General features: G+C 58.0%; 17 protein-coding genes. 13 read left to right on the forward strand and 4 right to left on the reverse strand.

The genetic code is table 11. The annotated features are described in order from the left end of the window. The first annotated feature begins 1,217 nt into the window (after window positions 1-1,217). The 12 genes from MWU39_RS13460 to MWU39_RS13515 all read left to right on the forward strand — a co-directional run bounded on the left by MWU39_RS13460 (window position 1,218) and on the right by MWU39_RS13515 (window position 12,064). On the forward strand, window positions 1,218-2,309 hold the full coding sequence (locus tag MWU39_RS13460) for a phosphatase domain-containing protein (protein ID WP_247160679.1): 1,092 nt from the start codon (window positions 1,218-1,220) through the stop codon (window positions 2,307-2,309). Continuing rightward, entirely contained in the window at window positions 2,310-3,275 is a 966-nt protein-coding gene (locus MWU39_RS13465; RefSeq protein WP_247160680.1) for an alpha/beta hydrolase, read from the forward strand. It abuts the gene before it with no gap. Between the two features lie 10 nt (window positions 3,276-3,285). Then, on the forward strand, window positions 3,286-4,665 hold the full coding sequence (locus MWU39_RS13470; protein WP_247160681.1) for a M48 family metalloprotease: 1,380 nt from the start codon (window positions 3,286-3,288) through the stop codon (window positions 4,663-4,665). Window positions 4,666-4,729: 64 nt separating this feature from the next. Then, window positions 4,730-5,419, forward strand: a complete 690-nt coding sequence (locus tag MWU39_RS13475) for a DsbA family protein (RefSeq protein WP_247160682.1) — start codon at window positions 4,730-4,732, stop codon at window positions 5,417-5,419. Continuing rightward, entirely contained in the window at window positions 5,419-6,411 is a 993-nt protein-coding gene (locus MWU39_RS13480) for a hypothetical protein (RefSeq protein ID WP_247160683.1), read from the forward strand. Before MWU39_RS13475 ends, MWU39_RS13480 begins: the two co-directional genes overlap by 1 nt. 92 nt (window positions 6,412-6,503) lie before the next feature. Further along, window positions 6,504-7,718 carry a histidine kinase gene (locus MWU39_RS13485; protein WP_247160684.1) on the forward strand — a complete coding sequence of 405 codons (1,215 nt, stop codon included), beginning with the start codon at window positions 6,504-6,506 and terminating at the stop codon, window positions 7,716-7,718. A gap of 2 nt (window positions 7,719-7,720) precedes the next feature. Then, on the forward strand, window positions 7,721-8,518 hold the full coding sequence (locus tag MWU39_RS13490; protein ID WP_247160685.1) for a LytTR family DNA-binding domain-containing protein: 798 nt from the start codon (window positions 7,721-7,723) through the stop codon (window positions 8,516-8,518). A gap of 282 nt (window positions 8,519-8,800) precedes the next feature. After that, on the forward strand, window positions 8,801-9,661 hold the full coding sequence (nadC, locus tag MWU39_RS13495; RefSeq protein ID WP_247160687.1) for a carboxylating nicotinate-nucleotide diphosphorylase: 861 nt from the start codon (window positions 8,801-8,803) through the stop codon (window positions 9,659-9,661). After that, a complete protein-coding gene (locus MWU39_RS13500; RefSeq protein ID WP_247160689.1) occupies window positions 9,658-10,089 on the forward strand; it encodes a hypothetical protein in 432 nt (143 codons plus the stop codon). Before nadC ends, MWU39_RS13500 begins: the two co-directional genes overlap by 4 nt. Before the next feature lie 21 nt (window positions 10,090-10,110). Beyond that, window positions 10,111-10,554, forward strand: a complete 444-nt coding sequence (locus MWU39_RS13505) for a hypothetical protein (RefSeq protein ID WP_247160690.1) — start codon at window positions 10,111-10,113, stop codon at window positions 10,552-10,554. Further along, window positions 10,551-11,258: a ribonuclease T gene (locus MWU39_RS13510; RefSeq protein WP_247160692.1), complete on the forward strand. Its 708-nt coding sequence runs from the start codon at window positions 10,551-10,553 to the stop codon at window positions 11,256-11,258. The genes MWU39_RS13505 and MWU39_RS13510 overlap by 4 nt, the downstream gene beginning before the upstream one ends. Window positions 11,259-11,314: 56 nt before the next feature. Then, window positions 11,315-12,064 (forward strand): STAS/SEC14 domain-containing protein, encoded by a 750-nt coding sequence (locus tag MWU39_RS13515; RefSeq protein WP_247160693.1) that lies wholly within the window; start codon window positions 11,315-11,317, stop codon window positions 12,062-12,064. A gap of 44 nt (window positions 12,065-12,108) precedes the next feature. On the opposite strand, the gene MWU39_RS13520 is transcribed toward MWU39_RS13515, so the two are convergent. Next, window positions 12,109-12,567, reverse strand: coding sequence for a nucleoside deaminase (locus MWU39_RS13520; RefSeq protein WP_247160694.1), 459 nt, complete (start codon window positions 12,565-12,567; stop codon window positions 12,109-12,111). A 152-nt stretch (window positions 12,568-12,719) separates the two neighbouring features. On the opposite strand from MWU39_RS13520, the gene rpmB reads away from it, so the two are divergent. Continuing rightward, window positions 12,720-13,007 carry a 50S ribosomal protein L28 gene (rpmB, locus tag MWU39_RS13525; RefSeq protein ID WP_247160695.1) on the forward strand — a complete coding sequence of 96 codons (288 nt, stop codon included), beginning with the start codon at window positions 12,720-12,722 and terminating at the stop codon, window positions 13,005-13,007. Window positions 13,008-13,089: 82 nt separating this feature from the next. Here the strand turns inward: rpmB and MWU39_RS13530 are convergent, their stop codons facing one another. The 3 genes from MWU39_RS13530 to MWU39_RS13540 are packed head-to-tail and all read right to left on the reverse strand — an operon-like array spanning window position 13,090 to window position 15,195. Beyond that, a complete protein-coding gene (locus MWU39_RS13530; protein WP_247160696.1) occupies window positions 13,090-14,061 on the reverse strand; it encodes an esterase-like activity of phytase family protein in 972 nt (323 codons plus the stop codon). A gap of 1 nt (window position 14,062) precedes the next feature. Further along, a complete protein-coding gene (locus MWU39_RS13535; protein WP_247160697.1) occupies window positions 14,063-14,986 on the reverse strand; it encodes a M23 family metallopeptidase in 924 nt (307 codons plus the stop codon). A 5-nt stretch (window positions 14,987-14,991) separates the two neighbouring features. After that, the gene (locus tag MWU39_RS13540; protein WP_247160699.1) at window positions 14,992-15,195 is read right to left on the reverse strand and encodes a DUF2093 domain-containing protein; all 204 of its coding nucleotides are present in this window, start codon (window positions 15,193-15,195) and stop codon (window positions 14,992-14,994) included. Between the last annotated feature and the right edge of the window lie 23 nt (window positions 15,196-15,218).

Below are 15,218 nucleotides of genomic sequence, written 5' to 3' on the forward strand. Positions count from 1 at the left end.
GCCAGAGTTCAGCGACAATGTCGCCTCGCTTAGCGGCGACTATGAAAGCCCCAAAGACGAGAACGATCTGCCGCTTCCCGACTTCGGGCAATATTCGCTTGACGATCCTGATGATGAGGAAGACGAAGAAGAAAGCGATGCAGGATACAGCTTCGCTTCCCTATCGGACTACATCGAAACGCCTACCAAAAAGGCAGTCGACCTCGAAGCAGATCATTTTGATGCTGCGGACTATCAGGCCGAGTACAACGATGACGTGCCTGAGAGTGATGACAGCGAATTCTCGGACTACGCACCGCTTTCCGATGAGATTGCGGAAGAGGACACTCCGGCTGAACCCAAAGCGAAAATGCCGATCGACCTCGGCAGCTTTGGCGAGCCAGAAGAATTCAGCGAACCTTCTATTGAAGAAGTGAGCGAGATCGAAGAGCCTGTCAGCGAACCGCTTTACGACGAAGAAGAAGCGGTGGAAGAAGAGAGCTTCGTTGCCGAGCAACCTGCTCCTGAACCGATCGATGTCCCAGCGGCTCCCGACATTAACGACGAGCTTGGCGAAAATGCCGACCTGTATGATTTCCTCGCGGCCGCACGTGAGCTTGCACAGTCGGCAAATGTTGCGGAAGATCGCAGCCGCACCGCGCTCTATAGCGCCGTTGGCCGCGCCTATGACTTCTCGCTAGCCGCGAAAGCCGCGCCTGAGGAATATAACGAACTGCTCGAAGAGAGCGGCCTGAGTGTTCAGGATCGCGCGCCGATGACCCCGGTCGTCAAGCTCGTGTTTGGCAGCAATTACGACAAGACCCGCCTGACCGAATATGCTGCCGTTCTGGCGCATGCTCACCGCCATGAAATGGAAAGCGGATCGCTCGCAGAATTCCTGGAGAACGCCGATGGCGGTCTTAAAGGTGTCGTCGCGGCAGAACGCCGTCTGCGCCGCGAGGAAGCAGGCAAAGAAGTCGAGGCAGCCGATGAAGTCCGCCGCGCGCTCGCCAAGAAACTGCGCGAGTTGGAGGAGCTGACATTTGAGGCTCTGTCTGGCGACGGTGCAGAATTCTCGCTCGTCGTGGTACGCCGCGATGGCGCTGGCAACGTGTCCATGATCGGCGAAATCGATGACGATATTCCGATGATTGAACGCGCTGCCAGAAAGCTCGTCGGCTAAACACCGCTAAAGTCATGCTTGGACTATAGAGCGCTCGCCGCTAGGCGCAGCGTCTATGGTTTTTGGCCGCGCATCCCGAACTCCCGTCAGGGTACAACCGTTCTTCGGCTATCGCAGTGCGTCGGCGTTATTTCTAACCGCGCGCGCTTTAGCCCAACCAGAGCCATTGTTTGAAAAGCGCGGCTTTTGGCGCAGTCTTTCGGTGATGTTCGGGCAATATGCGTCGCGCGAAGTGGCAGGGCTTAACGTGCAGCTCGAGTTTGCACTCGGCACAGGCGAGACTATCCGCGAAACGGCGACAAGCGATGAAGAGGGCTTTGTCCATTTCAAGATCGCCTTCCAGCAGGCCCACGAACTGCCCGTTCAAACAGGCTGGGATGCGGCGGCGCTAACTTGGCGTCCTGCCCCCAAAAGCCCCGAACGCTCAAAGACTGCATATATTCTCGCGCCCGGGAAAAACGCGGCAACGGGCGTGATTTCCGATATCGATGACACAATCCTCGAAACAGGCATCACCGGAAGCGCGCGGGCAATTCTGCGCAATTGGAAACGTGTTCTAGCGCAAATGCCAGGCGAGCGGATTGTCGTGCCCGGTGCGCCGGAATTCTATTCGGATTTGGGCGGCGGCACAGGGCGCAAACCGTCGGATCGCGGCCCTTACAATGCGCCCGTTCCGCAGCCGATCCCCCGGCCTGTCTTCTACGTCTCATCAAGCCCGTGGAACCTGTTTTCGTACCTCGTTACATTCAAGCATCAACGCGATTTACCGCTCGGGCCGATCATGCTGCGCGATTGGGGGTTGAACCGGGAAACTCTTGGCTCTCAGGGGCACGGATCGCACAAACAACGGGCAGTGGAGCGGCTGCTTGCAACTTATCCGGATATGCGGTTCGTGCTGGTCGGCGATGATACGCAGAAAGATCTGACAGTCTTCGGTGAAACCGCCCTCGCTTTACCCGATCGGATTGCAGGTGTGTTCATCCGTCAGGTCGCGAACCGCAAATTGAACGATGCCGAAAAGGCGATTCACGTAGGGCTAGAGGCATCACCAGTTCCGTTTTGGACGGGATCGGACTACGCCGCAGCTCGTAACTTTCTAGCCGCTGCGAATTTGCGCGGTGATGTAGCGCCAAATAAGGTCAATTGAATGAACGGAAAAAGGATGCGCCGAATGATTGTCTGGACGCTCGGCGGGCTGGTTGTTGTTGGCGTTATCGGCGCGCTGGTATTGCAATATGCGATTGCGCAGAACGGCCCTGCCGTGCTGAGCGCGGTTGACCGGCTCACCGGTGGCGACGGCGGTGCGGAGCAGTTGGCCGTCGTCTCTACCGGCGATCACCCCCAACAAAAGCTGGTCGTTTGGGGGCCGGACACGCAAGAGCATGCGCGCAGCGGAAAGCCCCGCCCTGTCCTGTTGTTTGTCCATGGCGGCAGCTGGCGATCTGGCGATCCGGAGGACTATGACTTTGTTGGCCGCGCTTTTGTCGAACGCGGTTTCCTTGTCGTCTTGGCGGGATACCGGCTTGAAGAAGCAGGCAAATATCCGGCCATGTTGACCGACACCGCAAGCGCTATCGGCTGGACCCATCGCGAAATCGCAAATCATGGCGGGGACCCGGAAAACATTGTTGTCGCTGGCCATTCTGCCGGAGCTTACAATGTCGTAATGGCTGCGCTTGAAGACAAATGGCTCGCCGAAGAGGGGCTGTCGTCTGATGACATCAAGGGCGTGATCGGCATGTCTGGTCCGTATGATTTTTATCCTTTTGATAGCGATTCCACTATCGCAGCCTTTGGTGAAGCGCCTGAGCCTGAAATCACCCAACCGATCGCCCATATCACTGGCAACGCGCCGCAAATGCTGTTTCTCCATGGCGAAGAAGACACCACCGTGCGCCCGCGCAACAGCCGAATCCTGGCAGAGAAATTGAAAGACGAAGGCGGGCACGCGCTCACCGTCTTCTTCCCTAAGAAAGATCATATCGATCCACTGACGTCACTCGCGGCCCCATGGCGATCACGGCGCGAAGTGGCCGATTTGATTGCCGGGTTTGCGACCGGCGTTACCAGTTCTGACACGGTTTCAGTTCCTGTTCAGGAGGAAACGCGTTAGCAGGAGCCCAATGCGCCCGCTCCAAAATCTCTCGCTCACGCGCTTTTGCGCCTATTGTCTGGCTCTGCTTGCCAGCAGCCTCATCACGCTGAACCCGGCGGCTGCGCAATCTATTCTGCGCGATGCAGAGACCGAAGCCCTGCTGCGCGATATGACCGCCCCTCTGGTCGAAGCTTCGGAGCTGGAGCCCGGCAATGTCGATATTGTTCTGATCAATGATCCGTCGATCAACGCCTTTGTGGCGGGCGGCCAGGTCATTTATGTCCATGCGGGCCTGATCAACGCTGCCGAAACCGCCAACGAAGTGCAAGGCGTGCTCGCTCATGAGCTTGGCCATATTACCGCCGGTCACGTTGTCCGATTTAATGAGCGCACGACCGCCGCAAACGGAATCAGCATCTTGTCGCTGCTCATTGGTGTCGGTGCGGCGCTTGCCGGGGCTGGTGATGCAGCGATTGGCGCTATCATGGCCGGTCAACGCGCGGCGCTGGGCAGTTTTCTCGCCTTCAACCGCAATCAGGAAGCCTCAACCGATCTTGCCGGCGCTCGCTATTTGTCGGGCGCAGGTATTTCAGGCCGGGGAATGCTGAAATTCTTTGACCGTCTGCGCGATCTCGAAATTCGCCGCGGCTTTAGCCAAGGCGATGAAGCCACTTACACCCGCACCCACCCGCTTTCCGGCGACCGTATCCAGACACTGCGCGATCTTTTGCAGGAAGATGCCGCATGGGATGCTCCCGATGATGCGGAGTTGCAGGAGCGTTTCTTGCGCGTGCGCGCCAAATTGTTCGGCTATCTCGCCGAGCCGCGCCGGACGTTTACGATGTACCCGGAGAGCGATACGAGCGCACCAGCTCGCTATGCCCGCGCCTATGCCTATCACAAGGACGCACAGGTAGAGAAAGCGCTGGCGGAAACCGACGCGCTCCTCGCAACCGATCCAGACAATCCGTATTTCCTCGAAGTGCAGGGCCAGATCCTGCTGGAATCAGGCCGCGTAGAAGACGCGCTGATCCCGCTTCGCCGCGCAACTGACATTACACTGAACCAGCCGCTCATCGCAGGAATGTTCGGGCACGCATTGATCGCGACCGAGGACAGAGATAACTACGCCGAGGCCGAAAAAGTGCTCCGCGCGGCGGTGGCCAAAGATCGGTTCAATCCCTTCGCTTGGTATCAGCTGGGCGTTGTTTACGCGGCCAAAGGCGATATTCCGCGAGCGAAGCTTGCCAGCGCCGAACAACAAGTGATGAACCGGGACTATCCTCAGGCGCTGCGCAATGCTCAGGCAGCCGAAGCGGGATTGCCGGTCGGTTCGCCCGATTGGCTGCGCGCTCAAGATGTCGCGCTTCAGGCGCGCTCCGAATTGGAGCGCCTGCGGGACCAATAAGGCAGATATGATCTGCTGGCGTTTTGAATAGGCCACGTTACTAGTCACCAACATGGAAAACGGCATGCGTACTTCGCTTCTCACCGCGCTGTTGGCGCTCGTATTCGGCTTTCTGGGCGCTGGGGTGTGGTCTTTGGCGGGCCTCGCCGACAACCGCACGCGCGGGTACTTGGTAGAAAATCCAGAAATCCTCGAAGAAATGGCGATGGCGCTGCAGGATAATCAAGCGCGTGAACGGCTCGCCAAAGCAGGGGACGAGATTTACGAGGCGTTTCCCGGCGCGGTTATGGGCAATCCGGATGGCAGCAGAGTGCTGGTGGAATTCACAGACTACAATTGCCCCTATTGCGAAGCGAGCCTGGCTGATGTGAACCGCTTGATCTCGGAAGATCCCGATTTGAAGGTTGTGATGCGGGAATGGCCGATTTTCGAAGGCAGCGATGCCGCCGCAAGAATGGCTTTGGCTGCCGGGCTTCAGGGCAAATACGCCGCATTTCACGAAACGATGTTCAAACTGGGCCCGACCACTCCCGAAGCCATCGAAGCTGCCGCTATCGAAGTGGGTTTGGATCTCGACCGGGCACGAAATGATGCGGCCTCTGATGCGGTTTCGGTAGAACTTGCCAAGAATCTCAGTTTCGCCCGCTCGCTCGGTTTTAGCGGAACTCCCGCTTGGATCGCTGGTGACAACGCAATGGGCGGAATGGTCGGATACGAAGCGCTGAAAGAGGCGCTCGACGAAATCGAAAGCTGATGATCCGCAGTTTCGCAATCTGCGGAATTGGCGCTGCGTTGCTCGCCACGGCGGCGCTCGCATCTGCGTTTGATCGCAGAGCGGTCGACTACGCCGCAGAGCGCGCCGCGATCGAAGAGTTTCAAGAGCTCGATCAAAGATTGCAGGATGTCGGCTGGAAGCTTGCGCGCGCTAACGCCGATTTTTGCCCCCGCACTGCCCCTTCCATCGGTCTGCAATTGCAGGATATGGCGAGTTATGGCTCGCCCGATATCGCCCGCCGTGCGCTTAACTTGATAGCTGACTTCGCGGTGCAAACCGCCGCACAAGGATCGCCATCCGCGCAGTCCGGTGCCTTTCCCCGTAACCGCGAAATCGTAGCGGCTGACGACCTCCGCTTTGGTGAATGGTCAGCCAAGCCGCGCCTCGACTGGCAGCGGCTGGTCCGCGCGCATGATGCCATTGATGCCACGCTTGAAAGCGACGGTGAAATAACCTTCCGGTTCAGCGATGCTTCGACCGAGACAATCAAACCCGTGACCGTTTGCCAAACCCGTTTCGAATTGTCGGGCGAGGGCGAACGCGCCGTGGCCGATGGCAAACGTGTGGTGATCGGCTCGCGCTTTTACGGCTTCACTTATGTCGAAGAGCTGTTCGCCGCGGCTGTCGCGCATGAGCTTGCACACAACCTGCTCGGTCATCGCGATTGGCTCGATAAAAACGGGCGAAAGCGCCGCAATGTCCGCGCAACCGAACGCGAAGCTGACAAATTGATGCCGTGGCTGCTCGCCAATGCTGGCTATGACCCTGCCGCCGCCGCCCAGTTCTTTCGCGAATACCAACCCAGCAGCGGCGGTGCGTTTCTCCTGCCCGGATCGCACGATTCCTGGCAAAAGCGCGCCAGAGCTGTCGAAGCCGAAGTGCCGCGCATTCAATCCTTGATTGAAGCCGGCGGGAAGGCCGATTGGTCCGCCCAGTTCGAGCGCCTGATCGAGCCAATAGAGCCGCGCTAAACAGCAAAACCTGCGCCCAGCCGGTGCGCACCTGCGCCGATCCATGCAAAACACACTGCTAACCGGCTAAAATTGAGCTATGGGTAAAGAATATGGCAGTGCTTCAAATTCAGCCAGCACCGTTTTTCGCGAGCAAAAACCGCGCCTTTTGGAATCTCCAGCTGGCCGGCTGGGGCGGTGCGTTTCTGCTGCGCGCGGTGAATGCTGCCGCCAATGGATTGCCATACAGCCAGCTAATCCTGATCCTGATTATGACTATCTCAGGCTTTTCTATCAGTCTGGTTCTCTCGGTTATCTATCGCCAATTGATCGGTCGCCGTCCTTTGGTCACATGGGGCGGCACGGTGCTGGTCCTGATCGGTGCAGTGATCGTTTACGCTTCGATAGATGCCTGGGTTCAGGTTCTTTATTATGGCGATGCGCGCGAGGCGACATTTGCGCAGCGGTTCATCGGCTTGTCGTTTATTCCGCTAACACTGCTGGGCGCGTGGAGCGCGCTGTATTTTGCGATCAATTACTTCCTGACGGTTGAGCAACAGGCCGACCGGCTGGAGCGGTTGGAAGCGCAAACCACCGCAGCCCAGCTTGCGATGCTGCGGTACCAGCTGAATCCCCACTTCTTGTTCAACACGCTGAATTCAATCAGCACGTTGGTTCTGCTCAAACAAACCGAGCCCGCAAACGCGATGCTTACCCGGCTTTCAAGCTTTCTTCGCCACACGCTGATTGCTGAACCTGGCAGTCAGGTGACGCTCGATCAGGAAGTCGAGACCCTTGGCCTCTATCTCGATATTGAGCGTATGCGGTTCGAAGAGCGGCTGCGCACCCATTTTGAGATTGAAGAAAAGGCCCGCGTGGCATGCCTGCCTTCGATGCTGCTTCAGCCGCTGGTTGAAAACGCGATCAAATATGCGGTCAGCCCGCAAGAGGAAGGCGCACGTATCTCTGTGACCGCACGCGTCGTTGGCGAGCGGCTTCGCATGACTGTTGAAGATAGCGGCCCCGGCGTTGATGGGCCGATGCAAAACACGATGATTGACCATCTCGGCAACCCCTCGCCCAGTCAGACCGTGTCGACGGGTGTCGGCCTCGCCAATATCCGCAACCGTTTGATGCAGGCTTATGGCGACAGCCATCTCTTCGAGACACGCTCTGAGCCCGGCGGCGGCTTCACAGTTATGATCGAAATCCCATATCAGCCTTTAAGAGAGGCTACGCCCGACAACCCCGAAGCAGACGATGCTGGATCACCCCCCGATGCCAGCAACGTCATAGAATTAAACCCCCAACGCGCCACTGGATCATAGTTATGACTATTCGCACCATCCTCGTCGACGATGAGAAACTCGCTATTCAGGGCCTGCAAGTGCGGCTCGAACCTTTTGAAGACGTCGAAGTGATCGAAACCTGCTCGAATGGCCGCGAAGCCATCCGCAAGATCAAGACCGAAAAACCCGACCTTGTCTTCCTCGACATTCAAATGCCCGGTTTTGATGGATTTTCCGTCGTCAAAGGCGTGATGGAAATCGAACCCCCGCTGTTCGTTTTCGTAACCGCTTATGAAGAACACGCGATCCGCGCGTTTGAAGCCAACGCCGTCAACTACCTGATGAAACCGGTGGATGAGGACAAGCTCGCCGACACAATCGAGCGTGTGCGCCAACGCATTGCCGAGAAGAAATCGTCTGAAGATGCCGACAAATTGCTCGACGTGCTGGCCGAGGTCGCACCAGACCGCGCCGCCAATTTCAGCGAGGGCGATGATGCTGGAGCGGATCGTTTTGAAAAACTGATCAACGTGAAAGATCGCGGCCAGATTTTCCGCGTCGAGGTTGAAAGCATCGAGCATATCGAAGCGGCGGGCGATTACATGTGCATCTATACTGGCGACAACTCGCTGATCCTGCGCGAGACGATGAAGGATCTGGAGCGGCGCCTTGATCCGCGCAAATTCCAGCGCGTCCACCGTTCGACAATCGTCAATCTCGACCAAGTGCGTCAGGTGAAGCCGCACACCAATGGCGAATGCTTCCTCGTGCTGGATAGCGGCGCAGAAGTGAAAGTTTCGCGGTCTTACAGAGATGTGGTCGCGCGTTTCGTGCATTAAGGCTTTGCGAATGCGCATCCGCGCATTCGTCCTCGCTAGATGCGCAGCAGAGCTGCGCCCGCTGCGGGCGGGCCGTCGCCCTTGCGGTCGCTTTGCGACCGATCTTCGCCGCTAGCCTTCCAATTTGGCACCGGTTCGACGCCGCAGGCGTCGCAAGCCCGACGGGGCGTCGCGCCTGATGGCGCGCAGCCAAGTGAGCGGATGCGAACGCTGGCGCTTGAAGCGAAAAACAAAAAACTCCTCCGCTTGCGCAAAGCAAACGACTCCGCCAAACCCGATCTCATGGCTTTCACACTCCTCGGTTTTGACCTCGACAAATTTGTTCGCGAAACTCTTGATGAAGACCTCGGCGTCGGCCTTGAAGGCGGCGGGGCGGATGTCACCTCGACCAGCGTGATCCCCGCCGATGCACGCTTTTCAGGCGTGATGGACAGTCGCGATCCTGTAGTGGTTGCGGGCTTACCGTTGGCCGAAGCGTTCTTCCGTTCGCTTGATCCCGGCGTTGAGATTGAAACGCTTGTCGCTGACGGCGACAGTGTGAATTCAGGCACCGACCTGATGCGGCTTAAGGGCAATGCTCGTGCGCTCCTTACCGCAGAGCGGAGCGCGCTCAATATCGTGCAACACCTCTCAGGCATTGCGACCATGGCGCGCGAATATGTCGATGCGATGGACAACCCCGATTGCACTTTGCTCGACACACGCAAGACCCTTCCCGGGCTGCGCGTGCTGGAGAAATACGCGGTCCGCATGGGCGGCGCGCAGAACCACCGAATGGGCTTGTGGGATGCCGCCATGATTAAAGACAACCACGTCGCGGTCGCTGGCAGTGTTGGCGAAGCGGTGCGGCGCGCGCGCGATGCAGGCGTCAAACCGATCATTTGCGAAGTCGACCGGCTCGACCAGATCGAACCTGCTATCGAAGCGGGCGCGCACCACCTGTTGCTCGACAACATGTCACCGGATGTCCTTAAAGATGCGGTCGCCATCGTCGCAGGCCGCACCGCCACCGAAGCAAGCGGCGGGATCAATCTCGATACGATCAAGGCAAAGGCCGCGAGCGGCGTTGACTATTGCTCCGTCGGCCGGCTCACGCAAAGCGCCCCCGCCGCCGATGTCGGGCTGGATTTCACGCCGCTGTGAGGATTGCCAAAGGTCCCCGGCCTTGGTCCATCAATCTGTTCGCGGGCATCCTGTTGATCCTAGCGCTCTGGAATCTGTCTGTCGCGCTGTTCGATCTGCCCGCGCAAGAGGAGTTTCTGCGCTCGCTTGGCTTGGGGCTCGACTGGAACCGCGACTGGACCATTGTGACAAGCTCGGCATGGTTCACCATTGAGCTGATCCCGATTGCTTTGGTCTGGGTGGCCGCCAGCCGCTTTGCTCGCGTCTTCGTCGGCTGCATGGCGGGATTGAAGGCGGTATTGCTTCTCACCAACCTTCCCGCGCTCTATGCCTTGCCCGGAATGCTCGCGGGACAATCGATTTCGCTTGCAGCGGTCGCGTTGCTCTTCACAAAGGGTGCCAATGACTGGTTTTCTGCGAAGGAAGCAGACCCTGAAATATTCGAATGATCTGCAGTGAGAGAAGAACTTATGAAACCCAAATCCATCATCATGTTCGACAAGCTGTTCTGGATCTCGATGATCTTGGGTCTGCTCTATCTGGCCTACACATGGAACAGCATCTTTGCTGAGCTGGACACAGCCGAATTCGGCGACGATCCAATGGTCAGAAGCATTCTCATCGGATCGCTGATTGTGGGCCTGCTGTTCGCTTACGGCATATCGATCCTGCTCTGGTATTTGACTTCACGCAAAGCGAACAATGTCGCCCGCTGGATTTACATCGTGCTGACAGGGCTCGGCGTGCTGATGACTATTGGCGGCCTTTTCGCGCTGCCGATGGATGAAGTGATCATATCGATCGGACTATCGCTCCTGCAGATTGCAACGGTGGTTTACCTTCTGCTGCCGGATGCCGCCGCTTGGTTTGCGAACAAAGGCAAGCCTGACACGGACATCTCGACATTCGAATGACTCGCACGGCTCAATTGTTCGCTATTGCGGCATTGGCGATACCTGGCCAGCTCGCCGCTCAGGCCTATCAATGCCGCGCGCCCAATATTGCCAGCGTACCGCAGATTTCCTCGGATAGCCGTCCGCGCAATCTGCCGGTAACTGGCTACACAATGGCGCTCAGCTGGTCGCCGGAGTTCTGCAAGCCGCGCCAAGACAGCCGCTCTCACAAAGTCCAGTGTTCGGGCGACAATGGGCGGTTTGGCCTGGTGGTGCATGGTTTGTGGCCGCAAAGCGCGAATGGCAGCTGGCCGCAATGGTGCCGCGCGCCCGGTGTTCTCACCCCGCAGGAACTCCGCCGCAACATGTGCATGATGCCCTCGGCCCGCCTCGCAGCGCGCCAATGGGCAAAGCACGGCAGCTGTATGGTCAAAAAGCCGGAGACCTATTTCAAAGTTACGCGCATCCTGTGGGATAGCTACCGAATTCCTGATTATGACCGGATCAGCCGCGAAGATGATTTGACCGCGGGCCGCATCCGCAAAGCCTTTGCCGATGCTAATCCCAGTGTTTCAGCCAGCGCGGTGGGCGTAAAGCTCAACAGTCGTGGTTGGCTGCAGGAACTGCGCATTTGTTACGGGAAACGCTTCAGGCCTACGCGCTGCGATGACAGACGCTTTGGTGCGAGGGATGGTGTCAAAGCGAAGATCTGGCGGGGGTTGTGAAGGCAAATTGATTCAGATCAAGGCGCGGATTTGCGAATCGCAATATTCGAGTCAGCATGATCAACATCGAAAAACTCTCCGGCAAGGCGCATCACATGGTTGTGATGGGTGAATTCCTTCAGGCAGATGCTCAGCGGCTTGTCGATTTCGCTGGTGAGTGCAATGCGGTGGGCGGCGGTGGAAACGTCCTCATTGACCTAACAGCGGTTACCGATTTCTCGTTTTCCGCCGTAGCAATCGAATTGGCCCACATGCCAACCCTGTTCAAATGGGTGTACGGCCTCGATCGGATCGCAATCATCTCAGACAATGATTGGGTGCGGACCGGAGCCCGGATTGAAAGCGCGTTGCTGCCCGGTGTCACCTACGAAGTGTATGACGAGGATGAAGTAGACGCAGCCGTCGCTTGGATCAAAGAGGGAGCCGACGGCGCACATACTGGCGCGGTCCGCGAACTCGACCTCGGCAAACCCGACATCGCGGCATATGAGATATCGGGAAGGCTGGACCGCGAAGAATCCGAACGCGGAACGGCCATGATCCGCTCCCGGTTCGCCGCATCCGATTGCTCACGCTTGATGCTCGTCATCCGCAATTGGCATGGATTTGATGCAGACACGATGTTCAGCAAGCAAGTTTTTTCAGCCAAGCTTGAATTGATGAAGCAGCTGGATCGTTATGCAATTGTCGGCGGGCCGAAATGGATCAGAAACATGGCAGGCCTCATAGATCCGCTGATTAAGCCGAAGCTGCGTTGCTATGAACTGGATGAGCAGGACGAAGCGATTGCGTGGCTGGAAGCCTAATCTGAGATTGTAGCTGACCCGATCTCTGTATCACCGCTGCGCCATTATTTTCGCCGTTCCTTGAAAAACGCCTTTAGCAATTCTGCCGCTTCACCCTCTCCCATGCCCGAATAGACCTCTGGGCGATGAAGGCATTGCTCTTGTTCGAAAACCCGTGAGCCGTGCTCCACCGCGCCGCCTTTGGGATCGCTCGCGGCGTAATACAGCCTTGCAATCCGTGCGTGGCTGATGGCTCCTGCGCACATCGCGCAGGGCTCAAGCGTGACATAGAGATCGCATCCCGTCAGCCGCTCGTCTTCCAGTTTGGTCGCAGCTTCCCGTAGCGCGCGAATTTCTGCGTGACCGGTCGGATCGGGCGGTGTGCGGGTTGCATTGGCAGCCACCGCGATAACCTCACCGTTCTTCACCACCGCCGCTCCAACGGGCACCTCATCAGCCTGCGCAGCGTCATGTGCGGCGTCTAGCGCTATCTGCATCGGTTGCGGGATCGGCCATCTGGTCATAGTCACCGCGCTAGCGATGCAGGCCCACACGCGCAACTTTGCTTGACGATTCGCCAGTGCGGGGTTAAGTGCGCCGCTTCCCGGGATAACCCGAGCTTTTGGTCCGCCGAATCATCCGTGCGGCCCGTAACCGTGAACAGACGAGAGATAACATGTCGCGTATTTGCGAACTGACCGGCAAAGGTCGCCAGGTGGGCAACAATGTCAGCCACGCCAACAACAAGACCAAGCGCGTTTTTCTGCCAAACCTGCAGAACGTCACGCTGCTGAGCGAAAAGCTTGATCGTGGTTTCAAATTCCGCGTGTCGACGCACGGTCTGCGCTCGGTTGAGCACAATGGCGGTCTCGATAACTGGCTGCTCAAAACCAAAGACGAAAAGCTTTCGACTCGCGCTCAAAAAGTGAAGCGTGAACTTAAGAAAGCGGCTGCCGCTTCTTAAGCCTTACGGCTAAAGCGATATGCGAAAAGGCGTGCGGAGTTCGCTCCGCGCGCCTTTTGCGTTTCCGGTGCGGCGGCCTACCTTATTCGCCGATTGTGTCCGGATCGAGGATCAGCTTTGCCAGCAATGTGCGCTGCATAACCGACAGGTTATCATCCGAGATCAGCCAGATCGCGACACGCCCATCGGGTAGAGCGCGTGCAGCAATCCCTTCGTAATTTTCGCGCGGGATCACGCCTGCCAGATTGAGCGTGACCTGCGGTGCCCAGGTATCCTCGCTGCCTGTTTCGGGAGCCGGCCCGATGGCCAACTTGCTCTCAAACGGCGGAATACCGACGGACGGCGCTAGGTTCCGCAGCAACAGCACAATCCGCCCATCGGGCAACTGCACCATATCGGTGGTCGCATGGCCCGGAACCGGCGGAAGATAGGCGAAGGTGGTGTGGGCCTCCTCTCCAAGAGGATCATCGGAATAGATCAAGCCGGTGCGGCGGCCCTCCGGGATCACAACAAACCGCCCGTCATTCAGGCGGGTCATTGCCTCTGCACCGGTGTTATTCGACCAACCAAGCGCTTTTGCATCGAGCTTTAGAATGCCCGTCGGAGTATGGTCGGCGGTGAAACGGTGAATGCCGTGATTGTTCTCTAATGACGCCCAATAGGTACCGCTTTCGGGATCACGCGTCGCGGCCTCTATGTCGGCAAGCATGGTTGGCCCGGCGACGGCGAGAGTTTGGCGAATCACGCTTGCCTTGGGATTGGGCTGATCAGGTTCGGTCAGGCTAAAGCGCGCGCCGCGATCAGACAGGCTGAGGAGGCGGTTATCCGGAAGGGCAATCAGCGAGGAGAACCCGCCGAATATCAGGCTTTCGCCCTCATAATGCCAAACGCCCTCGACGCTCCATCCCGGCGTATCCGTCTCGCCCGAAGTCTGAATCTGTTCGGCATTGATTTCGGCGGGCGGTTCCCACGAAACGGGCGTGCGCAGGAAAGTGCCCGGCGCGCAAAGGCAGGCGATCATGATCGCCGCAAATACGCGGCGGCGCCTGCTCATCTCAGTTCATCGGGCCGGTAAACAGCAGGGGATCAAGCCGGGCATCGTTCCATTTCAGGCTCCAGTGCAGGTGGGGCCCGGTGGAGCGACCGGTCGAGCCGACATTGCCGATATAATCGCCCTGTTTGACCGTCTGTCCCTCTTTCACCGCCAGCTTGGACGCGTGAAGAAACGCGCTGTTGAGGCCCGCGCCATGATCGATGATGATAATGTTGCCCTCAAGGCTGAAACCCGTCCGAGCGAGCACCACTACACCGTCAGCGGGCGCGACAAACGGCACACCGTTGCCCGGCGCGATATCGATGCCCGAATGATAGCTGCCCGGTTCGCCGCGATAGATGCGCTGGCGGCCGAAATGACCGGATATGCGCCCTTTCACCGGCCAGACAAAATCCTGCTGCCAGCCAGTCGATCCGGTGACCTTCTCGCGCGCGCCTTTGATCGCCAGCCATTCCGGCTCGCGCTTCTTCCACCATGCCTCGCTGCTGCCACCGCCGCGCTTGGCGACATTGACCCGCTGGATGTTCCATTTGCGCGGAGCGATCTTGAGGGTCTTCTTCACAATTATGGCGCCGTGAGCCATTAAGAGGAGCTCTTCAGCACTATCGCGATCGAACGCGGCGAAAAACAAGCCATCATCACCAACAGGTATTTCCTGACCGTCCAACAACACAACCGTAGTTCCGGTAGGAGCCAAACCCCTAATATAGCCACCTTGAGTCAGCTCGCCAGAATACGAAAAATTCATAACAGGATGAATGCTCGGCTCAGGCGGCGGGATGTAAATCACCTCCTGAGCATCCGCGAACGCTATAGGTTTTGCATCGGTTTCAGACGCGCTGGCTTCAATAGGCTCAGCGATTTGGACGCCTCCACAGCCGGAAGTCGCGCAAGCCAGCGCCAAGGCAATCCAACTCAATGCCATGGGCCTCACCCTTCGCCGAGGAGACGGCGCGTGGCGATTTCCGGCGAGGCATAGGCCTCCTGATGCTCGGAGCTCCAATAACGCAGCTCCTCAAGCGGAATGACTTCGCCCGAAACGGCGCAATAGACGTGTTGGCCGGGCCGCAATACGCGGAAGGCAGAGGGGCCATAATGGAGTTTGGCGGCTTTATCGCCGGAGGACATCAACATGGGTCAGGTCTCTAACATCGTGG

Origin of the sequence: Erythrobacter sp. F6033 (assembly GCF_023016005.1) — a bacterium.
In the GTDB taxonomy this organism is placed as follows: domain Bacteria; phylum Pseudomonadota; class Alphaproteobacteria; order Sphingomonadales; family Sphingomonadaceae; genus Erythrobacter.

What these genes read in the sequence shown, in the direction of transcription:
- MWU39_RS13460 (WP_247160679.1), top strand. Translation starts at nt 1,218, where the DNA reads ATGGTTTTTGGCCGCGCATCCCGAACTCCCGTCAGGGTACAACCGTTC.
- MWU39_RS13465 (WP_247160680.1), top strand. Translation starts at nt 2,310, where the DNA reads ATGAACGGAAAAAGGATGCGCCGAATGATTGTCTGGACGCTCGGCGGG.
- MWU39_RS13470 (WP_247160681.1), top strand. Translation starts at nt 3,286, where the DNA reads ATGCGCCCGCTCCAAAATCTCTCGCTCACGCGCTTTTGCGCCTATTGT.
- MWU39_RS13475 (WP_247160682.1), top strand. Translation starts at nt 4,730, where the DNA reads ATGCGTACTTCGCTTCTCACCGCGCTGTTGGCGCTCGTATTCGGCTTT.
- MWU39_RS13480 (WP_247160683.1), top strand. Translation starts at nt 5,419, where the DNA reads ATGATCCGCAGTTTCGCAATCTGCGGAATTGGCGCTGCGTTGCTCGCC.
- MWU39_RS13485 (WP_247160684.1), top strand. Translation starts at nt 6,504, where the DNA reads ATGGCAGTGCTTCAAATTCAGCCAGCACCGTTTTTCGCGAGCAAAAAC.
- MWU39_RS13490 (WP_247160685.1), top strand. Translation starts at nt 7,721, where the DNA reads ATGACTATTCGCACCATCCTCGTCGACGATGAGAAACTCGCTATTCAG.
- nadC (WP_247160687.1), top strand. Translation starts at nt 8,801, where the DNA reads ATGGCTTTCACACTCCTCGGTTTTGACCTCGACAAATTTGTTCGCGAA.
- MWU39_RS13505 (WP_247160690.1), top strand. Translation starts at nt 10,111, where the DNA reads ATGAAACCCAAATCCATCATCATGTTCGACAAGCTGTTCTGGATCTCG.
- MWU39_RS13510 (WP_247160692.1), top strand. Translation starts at nt 10,551, where the DNA reads ATGACTCGCACGGCTCAATTGTTCGCTATTGCGGCATTGGCGATACCT.
- MWU39_RS13515 (WP_247160693.1), top strand. Translation starts at nt 11,315, where the DNA reads ATGATCAACATCGAAAAACTCTCCGGCAAGGCGCATCACATGGTTGTG.
- MWU39_RS13520 (WP_247160694.1), bottom strand. Translation starts at nt 12,567, where the DNA reads ATGACCAGATGGCCGATCCCGCAACCGATGCAGATAGCGCTAGACGCC.
- rpmB (WP_247160695.1), top strand. Translation starts at nt 12,720, where the DNA reads ATGTCGCGTATTTGCGAACTGACCGGCAAAGGTCGCCAGGTGGGCAAC.
- MWU39_RS13530 (WP_247160696.1), bottom strand. Translation starts at nt 14,061, where the DNA reads ATGAGCAGGCGCCGCCGCGTATTTGCGGCGATCATGATCGCCTGCCTT.
- MWU39_RS13535 (WP_247160697.1), bottom strand. Translation starts at nt 14,986, where the DNA reads ATGGCATTGAGTTGGATTGCCTTGGCGCTGGCTTGCGCGACTTCCGGC.
- MWU39_RS13540 (WP_247160699.1), bottom strand. Translation starts at nt 15,195, where the DNA reads ATGTTGATGTCCTCCGGCGATAAAGCCGCCAAACTCCATTATGGCCCC.